General features: G+C 34.0%; 14 protein-coding genes. 10 read left to right on the top strand and 4 right to left on the bottom strand.

Features of this window, described 5'->3' with window-relative positions; translation table 11 throughout:
• Window positions 1–71 precede the first annotated feature (71 nt).
• Together AAHF52_RS05560 and AAHF52_RS05555 are read left to right on the top strand one after the other, a co-directional pair.
• Complete coding sequence (locus AAHF52_RS05560) at window positions 72–4,748, top strand: collagen-like protein (RefSeq protein WP_264376715.1); 4,677 nt, start codon at window positions 72–74, stop codon at window positions 4,746–4,748.
• 4 nt (window positions 4,749–4,752) lie between these two features.
• A complete protein-coding gene (locus tag AAHF52_RS05555; RefSeq protein ID WP_264376714.1) occupies window positions 4,753–5,970 on the top strand; it encodes a hypothetical protein in 1,218 nt (405 codons plus the stop codon).
• Window positions 5,971–6,054: 84 nt separating this feature from the next.
• Here the strand turns inward: AAHF52_RS05555 and AAHF52_RS05550 are convergent, their stop codons facing one another.
• Both AAHF52_RS05550 and AAHF52_RS05545 read right to left on the bottom strand, forming a co-directional pair.
• Window positions 6,055–7,068, bottom strand: coding sequence for an IS110 family transposase (locus AAHF52_RS05550; RefSeq protein ID WP_264376686.1), 1,014 nt, complete (start codon window positions 7,066–7,068; stop codon window positions 6,055–6,057).
• A 971-nt stretch (window positions 7,069–8,039) separates the two neighbouring features.
• Window positions 8,040–9,137: an alpha/beta hydrolase gene (locus AAHF52_RS05545; RefSeq protein WP_342068396.1), complete on the bottom strand. Its 1,098-nt coding sequence runs from the start codon at window positions 9,135–9,137 to the stop codon at window positions 8,040–8,042.
• 61 nt (window positions 9,138–9,198) lie between these two features.
• Here AAHF52_RS05545 and terL point away from each other — a divergent pair, with 61 nt between their 5' ends.
• A complete protein-coding gene (gene terL / locus AAHF52_RS05540; protein WP_012481978.1) occupies window positions 9,199–10,596 on the top strand; it encodes a phage terminase large subunit in 1,398 nt (465 codons plus the stop codon).
• A 122-nt stretch (window positions 10,597–10,718) separates the two neighbouring features.
• The gene (locus AAHF52_RS05535; RefSeq protein WP_007302421.1) at window positions 10,719–11,240 is read left to right on the top strand and encodes a pyrimidine dimer DNA glycosylase/endonuclease V; all 522 of its coding nucleotides are present in this window, start codon (window positions 10,719–10,721) and stop codon (window positions 11,238–11,240) included.
• A gap of 208 nt (window positions 11,241–11,448) precedes the next feature.
• Here the strand turns inward: AAHF52_RS05535 and trmB are convergent, their stop codons facing one another.
• Window positions 11,449–12,093 carry a tRNA (guanosine(46)-N7)-methyltransferase TrmB gene (trmB, locus tag AAHF52_RS05530; RefSeq protein ID WP_342068395.1) on the bottom strand — a complete coding sequence of 215 codons (645 nt, stop codon included), beginning with the start codon at window positions 12,091–12,093 and terminating at the stop codon, window positions 11,449–11,451.
• 103 nt (window positions 12,094–12,196) lie between these two features.
• Here trmB and AAHF52_RS05525 point away from each other — a divergent pair, with 103 nt between their 5' ends.
• Genes AAHF52_RS05525 through AAHF52_RS05515 form a run of 3 tightly spaced genes read left to right on the top strand, consistent with a single transcriptional unit; the run spans window position 12,197 to window position 14,508 of the window.
• On the top strand, window positions 12,197–13,849 hold the full coding sequence (locus AAHF52_RS05525; protein ID WP_052264995.1) for a 30S ribosomal protein S1: 1,653 nt from the start codon (window positions 12,197–12,199) through the stop codon (window positions 13,847–13,849).
• Between the two features lie 19 nt (window positions 13,850–13,868).
• Complete coding sequence (locus tag AAHF52_RS05520) at window positions 13,869–14,147, top strand: HU family DNA-binding protein (protein WP_007302418.1); 279 nt, start codon at window positions 13,869–13,871, stop codon at window positions 14,145–14,147.
• A 43-nt stretch (window positions 14,148–14,190) separates the two neighbouring features.
• Window positions 14,191–14,508 carry a cell division protein ZapA gene (locus tag AAHF52_RS05515; protein WP_007302417.1) on the top strand — a complete coding sequence of 106 codons (318 nt, stop codon included), beginning with the start codon at window positions 14,191–14,193 and terminating at the stop codon, window positions 14,506–14,508.
• On the opposite strand, the gene AAHF52_RS05510 is transcribed toward AAHF52_RS05515, so the two are convergent.
• Window positions 14,486–14,752, bottom strand: a complete 267-nt coding sequence (locus AAHF52_RS05510) for a succinate dehydrogenase assembly factor 2 (protein ID WP_019236875.1) — start codon at window positions 14,750–14,752, stop codon at window positions 14,486–14,488. The two genes, AAHF52_RS05515 and AAHF52_RS05510, sit on opposite strands and share 23 nt — an antisense overlap.
• A gap of 99 nt (window positions 14,753–14,851) precedes the next feature.
• On the opposite strand from AAHF52_RS05510, the gene rseP reads away from it, so the two are divergent.
• Genes rseP through AAHF52_RS05495 form a run of 3 tightly spaced genes read left to right on the top strand, consistent with a single transcriptional unit; the run spans window position 14,852 to window position 18,869 of the window.
• The gene (gene rseP / locus AAHF52_RS05505; protein ID WP_007302416.1) at window positions 14,852–15,967 is read left to right on the top strand and encodes an RIP metalloprotease RseP; all 1,116 of its coding nucleotides are present in this window, start codon (window positions 14,852–14,854) and stop codon (window positions 15,965–15,967) included.
• A 7-nt stretch (window positions 15,968–15,974) separates the two neighbouring features.
• Window positions 15,975–18,308 (top strand): outer membrane protein assembly factor BamA, encoded by a 2,334-nt coding sequence (gene bamA / locus AAHF52_RS05500; RefSeq protein ID WP_264376687.1) that lies wholly within the window; start codon window positions 15,975–15,977, stop codon window positions 18,306–18,308.
• On the top strand, window positions 18,309–18,869 hold the full coding sequence (locus AAHF52_RS05495; RefSeq protein ID WP_052264996.1) for an OmpH family outer membrane protein: 561 nt from the start codon (window positions 18,309–18,311) through the stop codon (window positions 18,867–18,869).
• Window positions 18,870–18,873: the final 4 nt, after the last annotated feature.

The raw sequence follows: 18,873 nt of genomic DNA, 5'->3' as shown, positions 1-18,873 counted from the left end.
ACTGATCATCAGTATTAATCAATAATTAATACCCATAAATTAATTATATCTAATCGCAAAGGGAGGTGGAGATGCGTTTTAAACTAGAAAAGGAAGATATTCCACAAAAAGATTGTAATAATAGAACTGGTCGTAGGATACCTGCACAAATAAGATTAAATAACAAAACAACATTTAGCCTGCCTAGTGTATCTTACATTATTCAGGATGACGCTACTGGTCAGCGTTTTGAAATTTGGGATTTCAAGCATGACGTGGGAAGTATATTAAACGACTTATCTCAAGGGCTACAACTAAAGCTAGAAAGCGTAAGAAATGATTACAAATTCGCTTTAGTTACTACCTCTGATCAACCTTATTATTATTACTATGATGGCAAAGATACTATGATAAATACTATTGATCGTATACCTCATGGTTACACAAATGGTTTCTATGTTAACGCATATAATCGTGAAAGCTGTAGTATTTATTATGAATTGCTAGAAAACAGGAAGGTTTTAATAGATCCAAAAGACATAATTAGTAGCGAAAATGTCAGTCTTATTTTGGAAGATCTTAAAAGTTCACCTGATAAAAGACTCAAAATAAAAATAGGAGACTATTTGTTTAAAGAATCAAGAAATATATACAAATTATATAGGAGCGCTCAGGTATATAATTTAACTGGTGGAAAAGTTGGCATATTGAATGATATCCTTTCAGCATTTACTCGTATAAGCAATACATTCCAGTTATTCCCTTTTCATGAAATGGAGAGCTTGAAAGCACAAGATACCTATTTCGCAGTAAAAAAGTTAGGCAATAGTTATGTTGGTTGCATATCGTATGAAAATAGCACATGCAAAAATTTTTATAATTTTAACCCTAATTCTTTTGGGTATGAGCACGACAATAGACCAGGTCCATATCCTTATTATTATAACTTAGAAAATTTTGATAACTTTTTGGAGGTTGATGTGAATATTCAAGAACATATAAATTTAGAAACAGAAATTGAACTTTTAAAACGCAGAATAGACAGATTAGAACGTACTGGTGTACAAGGTCCTAAAGGTGAGCCAGGTGAAAGGGGACAAAAAGGTGATAGAGGCTTCGATGGAGCGCCTGGTCCTCAAGGTAACAAGGGGGATACTGGATCGTCAGGTGCGCATGGATCAAAAGGTGATCAAGGACCTAAAGGAGAAAAAGGGAATCAAGGCACTAATGGAATAACTCCAAGTATTAGTCAAGTTGTTACCGAATTTTCTTCTAACAGAGCCCATCTATATCCTTTAGCAGCAGCTATAATGGAAGAAGATCAGAGTAATTCCATGGGATTTTCAGAAAGAATAGCACATCTTTTTGGTGAGCGTGTAAAGCGAGAAGATTCTTTAAAAGCGTTAGTTAAAGGCGTACAAGGTCCTCCAGGCCAAAAGGGCGAACCAGGTCGTAACGGTCAACGGGGGTTAAAGGGCGAACAAGGTCCCAAAGGTAATAAGGGTGACCGAGGTTTTCCTGGTCCAGAAGGTTCTAAAGGAAATACTGGCTCAAAAGGTGAGAAGGGAGATACCTCAAGTGCTATAGAAATTGCAACTGAATTAGTTACCAGTAAAAAAGCTGAGCTAGGAGAAGCAGTTCTTAACGCAAATGGTATCAAAGGTGAAAATCTTGCAACTCAGATTGCCGGTAAAATTAATCTTAATTCGCAGGAACTTGTGAATAAAATTGATGTAGCAAAACTTACTGAAGGAGTAGTAAGTAAACTTTCTTTAGAGGAAGCAAAAAACATTATAAAAGATACTGTGAGTAAGATAACAAGCGATGCCACAAAGAAAAATAATCCCGATCCTATAGCCTTCCAAAAATATGAAAAATTTGCAGAAAAGCTTGCTAAACTACTTGTTGATAGAAGCAGTATGAGCGAGATAGAAGCTCACAATCTTATAAAAGGTAAGGTGAGCGATTGGGCACTTGCTAAGTATCTTCTGCTTCATAGTGATTTAAATAATCAGCCAAAGGCTCTAGAAATCGTGAAGCAAGAAATAGACAAGGAAAAATTAGTTGAGTATTTGCTTGAGTATGCCAAATTAAAAGGCGATGTGAATGCAGCAAAAACAATAGTTGAAAATATTGTTCATCAGTTCTTTGACACTCAAAAAGTAGGTGAATTAGGAAGAGCAGTACTAGAAGCAAAAGATGATCAAGATAAAAAAGTGCTGGTAAATGATCCAGTCTTACGTGAAGGAATAGCAGAAGAATTGAGACAAAATCCAGGAAAGATAAAAGGTCCCAAAGGAGATACTGGTTCTAAAGGTGATAAAGGAGATACCGGAACAGATGGATTGCCAGGTGCACAAGGTCCTAAGGGAGAGCCAGGCATAAAAGGTGAGCCAGGCATAAAAGGTGAGCCAGGCATAAAAGGTGAGCCAGGTATAAATGGAACAAAGGGAGATATTGGTCCTAAAGGATTAGACGGAGCCATGGGAATAAAAGGTGATATGGGTGAGAAAGGAAAGATAGGTTCTAAAGGTGACAAAGGAGATACTGGGTCTAAAGGTGATAAAGGTAGAGATGCAAGTCCTGAAGAAGTTGCACAAAAATTAATTAATAATGGCACTATTGCTAATCAGGTGCTTGAATATCGTGACCAAGGCGGAGATTTAGTATTAGAGAAGCAAGTTGCAGGAAGAATTATTAGTAATCAAGATATTCAAACAGGAATAGCCATTGCATTAGCTGATAACAGAATGGAAGAGCTAGCAGATGTGTTACTAAGTGATTCTAATCATACATTAGTAGAAAACCTTGCAAATAATACCGAGCTAACACAAAGCATTGCAGAAGAACTAAGGAAAAATCCAGGAGAAGTCCAAGGTCCAAAGGGAGAAAAAGGAGATATAGGTCCTAAAGGATTAGACGGAGCCATGGGAATAAAAGGTGATATGGGTGAGAAAGGAGAGATAGGTTCCAAAGGTGACAAAGGAAAACCAGGCACGAATGGGTTGCAAGGTCCAGAAGGTCCTAAGGGAGAGCCAGGTATGAGGGGCTTCAATGGTACACAAGGTCTTACAGGCAACAAGGGTGAGCCCGGTATAGAAGGATTAAAAGGAGATATAGGACCTCAAGGTATAAAAGGTGAGCCAGGTATAAATGGAACAAAGGGAGATATAGGTCCTAAAGGATTAGACGGAGCCATGGGAATAAAAGGTGATATGGGTGAGAAAGGAGAACCAGGTGCAAATGGATTGCAAGGTCCAGAAGGTCCTAAGGGAGAGCCAGGTCTGAGGGGCTTCAATGGTACGCAAGGTCTTACAGGTAACAAGGGTGAGCCGGGTATAGAAGGATTAAAAGGAGATATAGGACCTCAAGGTATAAAAGGTGAGCCAGGTATAAATGGAACAAAGGGAGATATAGGTCCTAAAGGATTAGACGGAGCCATGGGAATAAAAGGTGATATGGGTGAGAAAGGAGAACCAGGTGCAAATGGATTGCAAGGTCCAGAAGGTCCTAAGGGAGAGCCAGGTATGAGGGGCTTCAATGGTACACAAGGTCTTACAGGTAACAAGGGTGAGCCGGGTATAGAAGGATTAAAAGGAGATATAGGACCTCAAGGTATAAAAGGTGAGCCAGGTATAAATGGAACAAAGGGAGATATAGGTCCTAAAGGATTAGACGGAGCCATGGGAATAAAAGGTGATATGGGTGAGAAAGGAGAGATAGGTTCTAAAGGTGACAAAGGAGAACCAGGTGCGAATGGGTTGCAAGGACCTAAGGGAGAGATAGGTTTGCAAGGACCTAAAGGTCAAGTTGGTAGATCTGGTCTTAAGGGTATGCCAGGTCCACAAGGTCCAAAAGGAGATACCGGAGCTCCAGGTGCGAATGGATTGCCAGGTTCCAAGGGAGAAGATGGAATAGGTGCTACATTAGCTGATCAGTTTTTACGTGAGATAAGAAAAGCAAAAAATGAAACTCTGGATGCTAAAAAAGCAGCAGAGGCAGCTAAAAATGCTTCAGAAGGTTTTGCCAAACAAGCTAAAGATACGGAAGATAAGGTTAAAATACTACACAATCAAACAGTGAATCTTACAGGAGAAGCTGAAGATTCTGCTGATCAAGCACTTCAATCCGCAGAAAATGCGGAAGCATTGCATAGTAGCGTAAGAGATATGTTTTGTACAACAAATCCTGCAGATCAAGTTTGTAGTGCACGCAGAAGAAGGAGGGAAACTAAAAAATCATCAGTGACAAGCGGAGCAAGCAGACCAACTTCATTTATATCTCAAGTAATAAATTTCTTTTACCCTGCGGTAGGACAGGACAAATATAAAGTAAAAAATGAAATAGAGGAGCTTAATCGAGTGACAAAAATAATAGATGCAGTAGATATTGTAAAAAAATTTGAAGAAGTATTAGGAGAAACAGCTGTGAAATGCGGCATTTCAAAGAAAAGTCTAAATTTTAATCCAGTAGAACTGCAGTCAACCATTATCAATAAGTCATTACTTAATGATGAAAATCATAATGAGTTGTTGAAGTTCTTGTGTGTAGCTGCGAAAAAATCATTACCTGATTACAAACAAACTAGTAAATGTTTGGCTACTTTCAAAGATCATATGGAAAAAAGATTAAATGAGCAGCAAAGAGCTTTCGTTAATACTGAAAAAATAGTGGCAGATAATGAGCAGCCAAGGAGTTTTATGAGTTATGTCTCTCCTCCTAGTAGCCTAAGTGCCATTAATCAGCAAGTTGTTGGTTATTTAAGGTAATATCATGGAAAAACATATATTTAAAATAGAGGATAAAAATCCGCTCTATAAAAAATTGATTAAACTTCCTGCTGAATATTATATATTAAACAAAAATAGTAAGGTTATCAATTCACATATTGGTACAATTAAAGTAGAGAATATTAATGGTTTGAAGTTAAAGAAGCAGGGAGATAAAATATCTTTATATGAAGGAAACTTACCCCTGCAGGCAGAAAGATCTGATGAAAGTGGAAACTCTATTAAAGAGGATCTTATTGTAGAACAAGAAGCTATAATAAGTACAAATAGAAACAATATTATAGAAAAGCTTGAATCAAAACCTATCTTGATTTCGCTTTACAACATAAAAGATAGTCCTAACTTTGGCCTCAAATTGTCTGGTAGAGATATAACTGGAGTACTCAATTTTATCAATTTTAACGATGAAAATGACCCAGTACTACAAAAAATTCAAGAAGAAAAAGGTGGACTTTATTTTACAATAGAAGGTGATTATATCTATATATCAGATGAAGAAGGAAAATGTCTTCCAGTATGTGAAGATGGTAGTTGCTATAAGTATCAATACACAAAAAATGAGCATGATATATTAGAAATTAGTGAGATATCAACAATAATAAAAAACTTAACTAAAACTGAGCAATGCAGTGCACCAGCTAAGGCAGGGCAGAATTTTACTTTGCAAAAGGGAAAAGAATTATCGGATAATATCTATCAAGCAGATATCATGTTAAACGGTAAGCTTGTAGCTACTTTACCAAAAATAGGTTACTGCATGCTTGATGACCAATTGGTCATACATAATCACGTTACAGAAGAAGAGATAAAAATTCCTAGAAACTTTCATTATCTTAAAGTCGTTAAGTCTAGTAATAATGATGATTATAAATTAACATTTTGTAATTTCTTAGGTAATGAGTTTTTTGAACATAAAAAGTATGATTCTCAATACTCAAATGTTCCAGATGAATACCAGTATACAAGTTTAAACTATATGAAAAAGGGATATAAGCCAAATTTCTGCAAGTTACTTAACGATAAACCATCTTTTTTTATTGCAAAAGGAACTACTAATCAAGATTCTTCAGGCCACTGCCCAGCTGATGTATTTGAATTAGCAAAACGTGAGAAAATGGCTACATTAATTGATCAATTTGGCTTTTTCAATAAAGATACTGTCTTGCTAGTCAACAAAAAAATTACTCAAGCTGTATCATAAAATCAAAAAATACTTCTGATTGTGTAACAGTACACAGATTACAGTTAGTGAATATGTTGAATGGATTGGAAGCATTTTTTGATTTTAAACTACAGTCAACATCCTAGTTCTGTAATTCTTGATATGATTTGGATCAAAAGCACTTTTGGATGTCAGGATACCGAAAATGATATGGAGTAGCTTACGCATTGCAGCTCCCACAATTGCCATATTATGCTTACCCTTCTTCTTTAGTCTTTGGCAAAAACTCACAATGATAGGATTGTGATTCTTGGCTACTATGGCAGGAAAGAAAAGGGCCTTACGTAATGTTTGTGAACCTGATTTACTTAATCTTGGTTTAGAATGTACAGATGAACCTGATGTTATATTTTTCGGTATAACTCCTGTATATGCTGCCAATTGCCTGGCATCTCTAAAAGCTTTTATGTCAGGGATTTCAGCTAAAATAGCTACTGCTGATTCCTCTCCTATGCCTGGAATAGTCAGTAGAAGTTGAAAATTTTCCAACAACTCTTTGTGTTGCTTTAATAGTTCACGTACGGAGTTTTTTATTGTTTCTATTTTTTGAGCTATATTCATTGCAAGGTCTTCCCAAGCATTTGCAACTTCTTTAGGCAGTCTCTCTTTTTTTTCTAGGTGGTTATTTACTAATGCTAATTCATCTTTTAACGCAACTGAGCAACGATAAAGATGTTTTAATTTTTTCATTTCAGAAGAAGGTGGTGTCCAACGAGTTGGTTCCTGTCTTTGGCAATAATCAGCAATAATTTCTGCATCAGTCTGATCATTCTTTTGTCTTACGAGTTTACTCCTTGTATAAGATTTAATACAATAAGGATTTACAACACTAACAAAATGTCCAGCATTGTGCAGAAATTCAGCCAAAGCTTCGCTATAACAACCAGTAGCCTCCATGCATGACTTTACTTCTTCCACATTATGCTTTTGTAGAAAACTCAGCAGACCTTGAAACCCAAGATCATCGTTCTTAAAGCTTCTTTTCCTAGTTTCACGCTTTTCTTTTTTACTTATGAATGAAAGAAAAACATCAAAGCGATCTTTTGATACATCAATTCCAAGAAAGTTGTTGATCATATATAACCCCATACGTTACCATTTAAAACGAAAAGTAAGGCTAACCTTGTGGATACAGAATTAGAGCCATTTAGGTCTTTCTACGATACCGTCCAGCCTATACTTTTGAGGAGGGAACTCTTATCTTTCTTACAGATTTTATATCTAAGAGGGGAAACAGAGTTCTTCCCTCCTCCACCTAATGCTTAAGCTTAAAACATTAGATGCTTTTTACAAGATACAAGGGAGAATAACATTAGCTTCATGTCAGACACAGACGACAGAAGCCCATTTTGTACAATAAAAACTGGAAGTGTAGCAAGATGTGCCAAATTTCGTTATTGAAAATAAAATTTAAAACTTGCTATCATTTTGCCACTCGTTAGTACCACGGTGGTTTTGTAATAGAACGCAAGCTGCAAAAACTTAAGGAAAAAATGGTCAGTGCTTGACACTGGCATCTAGTTCTTTCTATCAAAAATGCTGTAAAGTGTTCACCAATTTAGTTGGATCCCAGTACTGGAATGATATTATGAAGACCTAGCAGTTTATGACGGTGTCATTCCAGCGCGTGGCGCTGGAATCTAGTTCTTATTACCTGAGTCTTCTGGGTCCCAGTACTCGTATGACAAGAAAAGGGAGTATTGGTTTCAGCATTAGCCATGCATCTGGATCCCAGTATCAAGTACTGGGATGATAAGAGAAAGAGGACACTGGGATGAAATTATGAAGGCCGGGATAAACACTATGAGGACTGGAATGACATTATGAAGGCCTAGCAGTTTATGACGGTGTCATTCCAGTGTGGAATCCAGCTTTTTTGTAACTTCATTGAAAATATCGTATAGCTATTTGTTCACAATTAATTCTTCTGGATCCCAGTACTCGGATGACAAGAAAAGAAACACTGGTTTCAATATTTGCATGCATCTGAACAGATACAGATGGCTAAAATGTTGAAAAAAGCATATGCGTCAAAAGTTTAAAGCTCGCTACCCTAGACTTCTTTGACTTGTTAAGAAAGGTCTTTTTTCCCCAGATTCTATTGTCACATGCTGAAATGACATCTCTTGCTTCTTCATGTAATTATGCAAAAAGTCCTTTGAATTTTTACAGCTTGAAAAATCTTTATAAAATTTACTTTCTTTAAATGCTTTAACTTTCTCTTCATTATTTAGTGAGCCATGTTTAGAAAAATATTCATCTGTCGCTTGAATATATAAATTAATCAGCTCAGGAAAAGTGTAATCAGTTTTGTTGGAAGATTTTAAGCACGTAATTGGCAATTTATGTATATCTTTCTCAGCTTTTTTAGGATCAATATATTCATCATTTTTTCTTAATATTGTATACTGCTTGAAAAATTCTTCATATTCCTCAAAATCTTCAAATACTTCTTTTTTTTGGTAATCTTTTCTTCTACCGCTTTGATCTATTTTTTCTATTTCTGTTGCAAGTTGCGCTGGCTGTTTTATCGTTTTATCTCCCTCTCGATTAAAGTACATTGTATAAGGAGTAATTGAATTTACGATTTTATATGTCTTCCAGTGGCAGCCAAAAATCTTTAGTACCAATTTGATTATCGGAGCAAGAAAAATTTTTAATTTTGCTATGAATCCAAAATAATAAAGAGAAGCTCGTTTAAGTGAACTTGCAGCATTGCTAACGATGCATCTTAAATGTATATCCTTATACTTAAAATTTTTATGAACCTCTGCAGCCACATGTCCACCTAGGCAGTCTCCAAACAATATGATATCATCTGGCTTTATACCTTTTTCCAATAAGTTAGTTACAACTGCTATACCAGATTTAACTCTATTGCTACGTATCAATGAACTGTTTTTACTTAAACCAAGTCCAGGATAATTAAAAAGATGTACAGTTATCCCTTGCTCTGTGGCCCAATTCCAATTTTGGGAATAATCTTTACCAGGGCTTAACGCTCTATTTCCACCAATAAAGTATATCAGATGTTTTTCACCTCGATTATTGTTTTGATTTTTACCAAGAAGCGTAATTGTCTCTATTTTTATCCCGTTTTGAGTTTTTATAAATTCTCTCTCAGTTTGCTCTCTTGTTTCTTTCATATTTTAACTCTCACTATAATTATACAAAAAAATCTTAAAAAATCAACAAAATCTCAATTTTATGAACAATATAAACTTTTTAAAATTCATTGAATTATGCTTTCAAACGGTAGTACCGGGGTGTGAGTATAATGATTATCAATATATAAAAGTCATAGCGGATAGGCTTGAAGCGGCAAGTTCAGGTGAAGTGAAAAGAATAATATTCAATATGCCTCCGCGTTCAATGAAGTCTATTTGTGTAAGTGTTGCATGGCCCGCATGGATACTCGGAAATCAGCCAACTGCAAGAATAATAGTTGCAAGTTATTCTCGGCTCCTCAGCGAAAAGCACTCACTCGATACCAGGTGCATAATGCAATCTGATTGGTATAGAGAGCTATTTCCGAAAGTAGAATTATGCAAAGATCAAAACACTAAATATAAATTTCAAACAGTGCAAAGAGGATGTAGGATTGCAACATCAGTTGGGGGAACATTAACCGGTGAAGGTGGAGATTTCATTATCGTGGATGATCCACTAAGTCCCGCACAAGCTTTGAGCGAAACATTTAGAAAGCGTGCTGCAAACTGGTTTGATCAGGCTTTAGTAACCAGGCTCAACGACAGAAAAAAAGGAGTTATCGTTCTTGTGATGCACAGACTCCATTTAGAAGATTTAACTGGTCACCTCCTCTGTAAACCAAGAAACATATGGCATCATGTCTGTTTACCAATAATAGCTGAAGATAAGGAGATTATTTATTCAGTTAATAATCATATTCCAGAGCATGAACAGGAAATATACTCAAGAAAAGAAGGTCAATTGTTGTATTCCCTAACTGAAGGAAAAGAAGAAATTGAGATGATAAAAGCTGAACTTGGGAGTTATGGTTTTGCTGCTCAATACCAACAAAACCCTCTACCACTTTCAAGTGCTATAATTAAACGAGAGTGGTTGAAGCGCTATAAAAATTTTCCTGATAGCCTCTTGCATGTAACACAAAGTTGGGATACTGCAATTTCAACAAACAATACAAGTGACTTTAGTGTCTGCACTACCTGGACAAAAGTAGATAATACATTCTATTTACTCGATGTATATCGCGCAAAACTTGAATATCCAAAACTTAAAGAGAAAGTTCTGTCGCTGGCTGCAAGGTGGAAGCCACACGCAATTTTAATCGAAGCAAAAGCAAGCGGTCAGCAATTGGTTCAGGAGCTCAGGAAAAACAGTGATTTACCTATTATTCAAATAGTACCACATGATGACAAATTAACTCGATTTCACCGAATTGTCCCAATTATAGAATCTGAGCGGGTTTTTCTCCCTAACCAAGCAGTATGGCTTAGCGACTTTGAGTATGAGATTTTAATGTTTCCAGAAATCCGTCACGACGATCAAGTAGACAGTACCGTGCAATATCTTCAGTGGGTGAGAAATAATATTGCTAGAGTGGTAGCTATACGTTCATTGTAGCTTGAAAAGGTTCCTCGGAATTGTGTATAATTTTTTTAACTGAGTTTTATCCATTTTCTGAATGATATTTTAGGGTTTATTGAAATAAATACTACGCAAAAATTCTATCTCTGGGTGCTTAGATGAATATCTTTATATTAGACGAAAATCCTGTAACTGCAGCACAAATGTTATGCGATAAGCACATAGTAAAAATGCCGCTAGAAACTGCTCAATTGCTTAGCAGTGTTTTTTCAATAGCATTAAAAGAGCCAAATCCTTTAGTCAGCATTACAAACCAGAATATAGAAGTTCCATATAAACTTACTCACAAAAACCATCCTTGTTCTTTATGGGCTAGACAATCAAAAGGAAACTTTGATTGGTTAATAAAACATGGAAAAGAATTGTGTATAGAATATAGCTTGCGATACAAAAGAACGCATAAATCCGAAGAAGTTATAGATTGGTGCGATAATAACAAGGATTTGCTAATATTTCGATCAGCTGATATACAAGCTTTTACACAAGCGTTACCTGATCGATATAAATGTAATAACCCAATAGAAGCATATAGAGAATATTACCTAAAAGAAAAGATGAGATTTGCTAAGTGGGAAAAAGGTAGAGAAGCACCAGATTGGTTGCTAGACAAAATGCTATAGGTTATAAAATTATCCAAACCGATCATAAAAAAGGTAGAATTGAAGTTGCAAAAGCAATGCTGGCTGATAATGTTGATGTTTATCAAGTTTATTGATCTTTCTATTTGTAAGATTAAAGAATTCAGTAAACTGTTATTCCCAGTATATGGTAGGCTACTTGCACTATAGAGTGTCATGTACACATCTGTACTAACAAGCAGAGGTAAATCTAAGTCAGTTTAGATATAACATTTACTTTAAAAAACTTTATTTTACGCTGATATTCTAGCGCTTTTCTGTGGTATTTTGTTGGGGTATAATTTGCAAAACTATCTTCCTTATAGGTTAAAAAATTACACTGCTTTATATGTAACTCTATCCACTCTGCATAATCCTGATGATCAGTTGCAATAAATATTTCACCTGTGACAAGTATTTTTTTTGCTAATAAATTTAAAAATTCCGTATTAATTAACCGTCTTTTGTTGTGACTTCTTTTTGGCCATGGATCTGGAAAGAGAATAAAGAATTTTTCAACACTGTTGTCAGGAAAATTGGCAATTAATTCTCTTGCATCTTCTGTCCATATTAAAATATTTTTTATGCTGTGTGCTTCTATGCTTTTTAGCAAGGAAGAGACCCCCTTTAAATAAGGCTCACATCCTATAAATAATAGATCAAATTCATTGAATGCCTGATGGAGCATATTTTCACCATTACCGAAACCTATTTCTACTCGTATTCTTTTTTGTAAGTCTACGATCTTTTTTATAGATTCCTTGCTGTTTTTAATAGAATACTTCTCCAAAACATTCAACTTCAACCTAGATCTTCTGGAAAATGACCTAATCCAATTATTATTCCTAGATAACATATCTTACATAACTTAATCTTTTATAGCTTAAACAATTCTCGAAATGAATTAATGAGAATTTACTTGTCACTAATTATTAATATTATATAATATATGAGTTCTAATGAAGTTAAAATTAAAAGGTATGGAAAGTACAGTTGCTATCAAGAGGCTATCATCAAATAGGTTCATAGAAGAGATATTTCAAGATCAATTTGATAATCAAGACAATGACTTTTGTGAAGATTCTTTTGCTAACAAAATCAAAGAAGGAGATGTGGTAGAAGGTATAATCACAAGAAGAAATTCTAATGATATTGTGGTTGATGTTGGTTTAAAGTCAGACGGAAGAATTCTGATTAAGGAGCTCAGTTGTAATGATGATATCACTGTTGGCTCGAAAATTAGAGTTTATGTTGAAAGAATTGAAGATTACCATGGTAATGTTGTTCTTAGTCGTGAGAAAGCAATCAGAGACGAAAAATGGAATAAATTGGAAGAAAGCGCAATTACAAAAGATGAAGTAACAGGAATCATTAAACGCTCAATTAAATGCGGTTTTATTGTTGATCTTGGTGATGGAATAAGTGCGTTTTTACCTCTGAGTCATGTGGATTTGAAGCAAATAAAAGATGCTAATCACCTTATTGAAACTGAACAAAAATTCATCGTTCTTAAAATGGATAAGAAGCAGGGGAATATTGTAGTATCAAGAAAGCTGGTATTAGAGAAGTTGCATGCTGGTGAAAAAATTAAGTTTTTAGAATCTTTAAATGAAGGTGATGTAGTAGAAGGCAAAATAAAAAGCATCACTCACTACGGTGCATTTGTTGGCATTCATGAATCAGATACAGTGGGAGTTATAGATGGACTGCTACATATTACAGATATCTCTTGGAGTAATGTAAGTCATCCATCTGCAATTTTTTCTTGTGGTCAGCATATAAAAACTAAAATTATAAAAATAGATAGAGAAAATGGAAAAATCTCCCTGGGTGTAAAACAATTAGGAGACAATCCTTGGCAAGATCTAGAGTCAAAATGCCCAATTAACAGCGTACACAAAGGATGCGTAACGGGTATAAAAGATTGTGGATTCATTGTTGAGATTAAACCTGGGATTGCGGGTTTGGTACACTCATCAGAAATAACTTGGAGCAAGAGTAATTTACCAATTAGTAGTTTTGTAACAATAGGACAAGAAGTGGATGTAAAAATTCTCGGTATTGACATTATTAAAAATAAGATGAGTTTAAGCACAAAAAGGTGCGTAGAGAATCCTTGGCAAGTATTTATTGATAAATATCCTCTTGGTTCTATTGTTTCTGGTAAAGTTAAAAGCAACAATGGTTCACAAATATCTGTGACTTTTGATAATTCTGAGATATCTGAGGACGTAGAAGGAACAATTTATATGCAAAATCTAAGTTGGTCGAAAAACAATTCAGATGAGATAAAAAAGTATAATGTAGGTGATGAAATAGAAGCAAAAGTGATAAGGGCTAACGTAGATCGGACAAGAATTTATCTTGGAGTAAAACAAATAGAGTATGATCCTCTTGAAGAACTGATAGAGAAAGTTAAAGTAGGGGATAAAATTCAGGTTACTGTAAGTAAGAGAGAGGAAAATGGTCTAATCGTTGAAATTGAGAACAATGTAACCCTTTTAGTAGATCAAGAGCATTTACCAGAAAATAAAAAGTTTTCTATATCAGAAAAAATACAAGTTGAAGTAGTAGGTGTTGAAAAATATAATATAATATTATCTGCCAAATAACTTCTTGTGCTTCATATAAATGGCAACGAAATCTGATATAATAGCAAAAGTGGCAAAAAAAAACCTTTTGTTAGATAAGGTTATTATAGCAGCCATAGTTGATAGTTTTTTTCGAGTGTTTTCAAACACGTTAAAATATCATAATAGAGTTGAAATCAGGGGGTTTGGTTCTTTTTCAATTAGAAGCTATAACTTGAAAGAAGCAAGTAATTTGACGTCACAGAAGGTTGCAAAACATCAATACTTTAAAACTTATTTTCGTAGCAGTAAAAAGTTATCCCTCTTGATAAATGAATGAAAATCTATATTGTAAATTTGAAAGTTGTACAATATAGCATCATATGCAAGTAGTAGAAATAGTTATACATAATAACACATATAAAATATCTTGCGAAAGTAAAAAGAAGGACCATTTATTACAACTTGCTAATAGCTTCAACAAGCTAGTTAGCTCCATATCTCAAAGAACTGGAGGTAAGGGCTCAGATGCATTAAATTTCTTACTTGCAGCATTGACTCTCGAAGACAAAATTTTAGAATTAACAAAGCGATTAGACGAAATAAATCAAGAATGCAAAAAGTATAAGGAGGAAAAAAGAGTAGAATATGCTGAAGTATTAGATAGGGTAAACAAGATTATTGGGTGCATAAGTGATTAAAGGAAGCAATCAAATCGACTACCTCACTACTCAAATCAGGGGGGAGAAGTCTCTTACGAGTTATGTAACAATATAATTCGCAATCATCAAGATCAACTATTTTTTCGTATTCAATTAGTTCACTTAAGGAAAATTTATCAAGATATTTCAATGCAAAATGCCCTAAAAGTATATCAGTTTCTTTACAACCCCTATGCCAACTCCTATACATCAGTTTTCTTCTTAATAAGGAGATATCTATCATTGTCATTAAACTTTTTTTTAATTTAAAGACTAAACTAAATACTTGTCAAGCAAGGCGCATTTTAATATACTCAACGTTTGATTAAGATTTAAAACATAGGTGGAATTAATTTCTCATCAACTTAGCGCTGGAATATATTATTTTTTATCGTTTTCTTTAATAATTTCTATCATAGTATTCGTGCATGAATGTGGGCATTATATTGTCGCTAAAGCATGCAAGGTTAAAGTTGAATCTTTTTCTATAGGCTTTGGTCCTGAAATTTTTGGTTTTAACGACAAGTCTGGAACTAGATGGAAATTAAGTGCCTTTCCATTGGGTGGTTACGTTAAAATGTTAGGGGATACTAATGCAGCAAGCGTTCCTGTTGATCAACAAAAATTAACTGAAGAAGAAAAATTATACTCATTCCATACAAAACCTCGATATCAAAAAGCAGCAATAGTTTTTGCAGGGCCTTTTGCAAACATGATATTTACCGTTATAGCCTTCACAATATTTTTCAGCGTGGCAGGTTATTATCGTACTCCACCAGTAATTGGTAATGTAATTGAAGAAAGTGCAGCAAAGCAAGCTGGCCTATTACCAGGTGACACTATTACACAGATCAATGAGTACAAAATAAAATACTTTGAAGATATTTCACGCGTGATAATGTCCAACCCTGAAACAAGAATAGAAATTAAGTATAGCAGAAATAACGAAGAGTACAGAACTATTCTAACTCCGTTTACAGTTGAGGATAGAGATGTCTTTGGTAACATAATAGAAAGAAAAACTATAGGAATTACCTCAATTAATATGATAGGGTTAAAACAGTCATCTTTTCTTGGAGCTGCTAGCCTATCAGTGAATGAAACCTACCACACTATGTGTTTAACAATCAAAGCACTCTTTCAAATTGTTGTTGGTAAAAGGAGTATAAATGAAATAGGTGGGCCAATAAAAATTGCAAAATATTCAGGGCAATCAGCTAAAAAGGGACTTATTATGGTTCTATATTTTATGGCAATTATTTCAGCGAATTTAGCTGCAATTAACTTGCTGCCAATACCACTACTAGATGGTGGGCATTTATTTCATTATATTATAGAAGCAGTTATACGTAGAGATTTGAGTTTGAAATATCAAAAATATGCAGCCACTTTTGGTGCTACCATACTGTTTTTGTTGATGGCAGTTGCAATCACAAATGATATTAGGCATCTTTTTTAAGATACATATGAAAAAGTTATTTCACATACTAATAATAATATTTATTTCTTTTCCCACTCTACTTGTTGCTCTAGAAAATAAGGAAAAAGTACAGATAAAAAATATTAAGTATATTGGCAATGAGCGAGTAAGTGATCAAACAATAAGGTTTTATACAAAATTAGAACCAGGTAATCATATAAATGATGATGATGTAGATTCAGTTATAAAAGATTTATATAAAACAAAGTTATTTGCTAGTATTAACGCCTATATCGATGATGAAAAAAACTTAGTAGTAAAAATTCATGAGAATCCATTGATTAACAAAGTAATATTGAAAGGCAATAAGTTATTTAACAGTAAAGAGTTGCTAAATAACGTTATCCAGTCAAAATCACTAACTATTTTCACTGAAACAAAATTACAAAACGATTTAATAAATCTAGCTACTCTTTATAGGAACAGTGGTAAAATTGGTGTTAAAATTGCATATGAGCTAGATAAGCTTGGTAGCAATAGGATAAACCTAATTTTTAAGATAAAAGAAGGAAGAACTTCTAAAATTAAGGGTTTACGATTTATAGGTAATAAAAACTTTTCAGCAAATGAGTTAGAGCAAGTTATCAAAAGGCATAGCAATGATATATTTAGTAAGTTATTTAGAGCCATTTTTAAAAGCGGAACTCATTATTCACCTCAATATCTACTGATTAACACAGAACTGCTTGATCGCTTCTATTCATCTAAGGGATATATTCAAAATAATATCCAACCAATTGTTGAGGTTGATAATAATAACCAAATAGAGTTAACTTTTTTGATTGATGAAAAGCAGCAATACTTATTTGGAAATAATGAAGTTGATATTGAAACTGAGATTCAGGATTTAAGTTTAAGGGAAGAAATATTAGAATTTATCAAAGAGGAAAATAATCAAATATTTAATAGAGTTAAAATTAACAATACAGCAGAAAAAATAAGTAAACATTTAAGCGAAAAAGGATATATATTTGCAAAAGTTAATCCAGAATATACACAACATAACAATATTGTGGATGTAACTTACAAAGTGCTACCAGGTAAAAAGATTTATATAAACCAAATTACTATTGATGGCAATGACCGCACTTTAGATAAAGTAATTAGAAGAAAACTTAGCATGGCAGAAGGTGACGCATATAACACATCTGAGATCCAAAAATCACGTAGAAAATTGATATATAGTGATTTCTTTGAAACAGTAAAAATAAATAGTTATACAGTGGATGACAATGCAGTGAATCTTGATTTAAATGTTAAAGAAAAAAGAACTGCCTCGTTATCTTTAACAGGTGGTATGTCTCTTCCTGGTGGAGTATTTGTTAAAACCGATTTCACAGATCGTAATTTATTTGGTAGTGGTAAAGAAGTATCTTTTGCTCTTGAAAAAAGTCAATATGTTCTTTCTACTAGTATAGACGCTGTTGAAAATAATTTTAACGACTCTGATACTTCACTAGGCATGGGTGTTTTTTATGAAAAACAAGACAAACCAAACACTACTTTCGATACCTGCAACTGGGGAGGAATAGCAAAAGTATCATATAAAATCTCAGAAAATCTAACCAATTCCTTTCAATATTCTTATAAGTATAATCACATACACATGGACAATAAGGGTGGAAAAGATGAGGATATCTCTGAGATAATAAGAGATCAAGAAGGTGAGTATCAGGTTTCATCAGTGGGATACACGTTAGCGTACAATAAACTGGATAACCTCTATACTCCTAAAGAGGGATATTTATTGCGTTTAAGTCAGGATATTTCAGGATTATGGGGAAATGTAAATTTCCTAAAATCTGAATTCTTATCTTTTTATACACATCCTATATTAAGCAAAATTGATGATGATATAACACTGCGCTTTAAAGTAGCAGCAGGTCATATTTTTTCTTATACCGATGAAGATCTAAACATTGGCCAGCACTTCTTTAAAGGTGGCAATGAGATTAGAGGATTTGACCTTTCCGGCATTGGACCAAGAGCAGAAGACAAAAATCAAAGCTCATTGGGAGGCAAAACTTATTTTAATTTAACACAGCAAGTAGATTTTCCACTATCTAAATTATACGACTATGCTGGTATCAAAGGCTCACTATTTGTTGACTATGCAACACTTTTTGGTTTAGATGAAAAGAAGGGATATAGTGGGAAATATTACGATAGTAAGCTTATAAGAGTATCACCAGGTTTTGGCTTTTCAATGCCTTCTCCTTTTGGTAGAATTAGATTAGATTTTGGGTTTCCTTTAGTAAAGGAAGCTTATGACATAATACCATCGACAAACGTTAAAATTTCTATTGAAGCGGGGATTTAAATGAAATATATACAGTTATTTACATCAGTTATTGCCTTAATTATTTCCTTATTTGTGGGGTATAAGTTTGTAGGGTATCAACCTCAGAGCACGCTTAATACAAAGGCTGCCATTATTGATAGTGATAAGGTTATCAATGAATCTCTGGCTCTGCAAAATATACAACAACAAATAAAGGAGCAGAATTCTAGATTACAGAAGGAATTTGAAAATGAGTTAGAAAAATTTAAGCCATCGAAAGAAGAATTTGACCTTTTGTCAGAAGAAGCAAAAAAAGAAAAGACAGAACAATTTAGTAAGCATACTGTAAGTGTTAGGGATAATTACGCTAAGAAAATGTCACATTTAGAAGAAAATTATAGAGAAGCAGTAGAAAGTGTCTTTAACAAGATAAAAGAAGTTGCTAAAAAAACAGCAGAAAAAAACAACATAGATTTGGTACTATTTATTTCAAAAAAGAATCAAGTTTTATACTCTATGGATGAAGTAGATTTATCGGATGTAGTATTAAAAAATGTAAACAAGGAAATACCCGAATTTGCTTTGCAAAACATTGAATAGACTT

This window comes from Wolbachia endosymbiont (group B) of Melanargia galathea (genome assembly GCF_964030625.1).
Taxonomy (GTDB): domain Bacteria; phylum Pseudomonadota; class Alphaproteobacteria; order Rickettsiales; family Anaplasmataceae; genus Wolbachia.
Note: the sequence above shows the minus strand (reverse complement) of the source record. Positions and strands in the feature narration are given on the sequence as shown.

Excerpts from the sequence above, each read along its gene's own strand:
- AAHF52_RS05560 (WP_264376715.1), top strand. The coding sequence starts at position 72 with ATGCGTTTTAAACTAGAAAAGGAAGATATTCCACAAAAAGATTGTAAT.
- AAHF52_RS05555 (WP_264376714.1), top strand. The coding sequence starts at position 4,753 with ATGGAAAAACATATATTTAAAATAGAGGATAAAAATCCGCTCTATAAA.
- AAHF52_RS05550 (WP_264376686.1), bottom strand. The coding sequence starts at position 7,068 with ATGATCAACAACTTTCTTGGAATTGATGTATCAAAAGATCGCTTTGAT.
- AAHF52_RS05545 (WP_342068396.1), bottom strand. The coding sequence starts at position 9,137 with ATGAAAGAAACAAGAGAGCAAACTGAGAGAGAATTTATAAAAACTCAA.
- terL (WP_012481978.1), top strand. The coding sequence starts at position 9,199 with ATGAACAATATAAACTTTTTAAAATTCATTGAATTATGCTTTCAAACG.
- AAHF52_RS05535 (WP_007302421.1), top strand. The coding sequence starts at position 10,719 with ATGAATATCTTTATATTAGACGAAAATCCTGTAACTGCAGCACAAATG.
- trmB (WP_342068395.1), bottom strand. The coding sequence starts at position 12,093 with ATGTTATCTAGGAATAATAATTGGATTAGGTCATTTTCCAGAAGATCT.
- AAHF52_RS05525 (WP_052264995.1), top strand. The coding sequence starts at position 12,197 with ATGAAGTTAAAATTAAAAGGTATGGAAAGTACAGTTGCTATCAAGAGG.
- AAHF52_RS05520 (WP_007302418.1), top strand. The coding sequence starts at position 13,869 with ATGGCAACGAAATCTGATATAATAGCAAAAGTGGCAAAAAAAAACCTT.
- AAHF52_RS05515 (WP_007302417.1), top strand. The coding sequence starts at position 14,191 with ATGCAAGTAGTAGAAATAGTTATACATAATAACACATATAAAATATCT.
- AAHF52_RS05510 (WP_019236875.1), bottom strand. The coding sequence starts at position 14,752 with ATGATAGATATCTCCTTATTAAGAAGAAAACTGATGTATAGGAGTTGG.
- bamA (WP_264376687.1), top strand. The coding sequence starts at position 15,975 with ATGAAAAAGTTATTTCACATACTAATAATAATATTTATTTCTTTTCCC.
- AAHF52_RS05495 (WP_052264996.1), top strand. The coding sequence starts at position 18,309 with ATGAAATATATACAGTTATTTACATCAGTTATTGCCTTAATTATTTCC.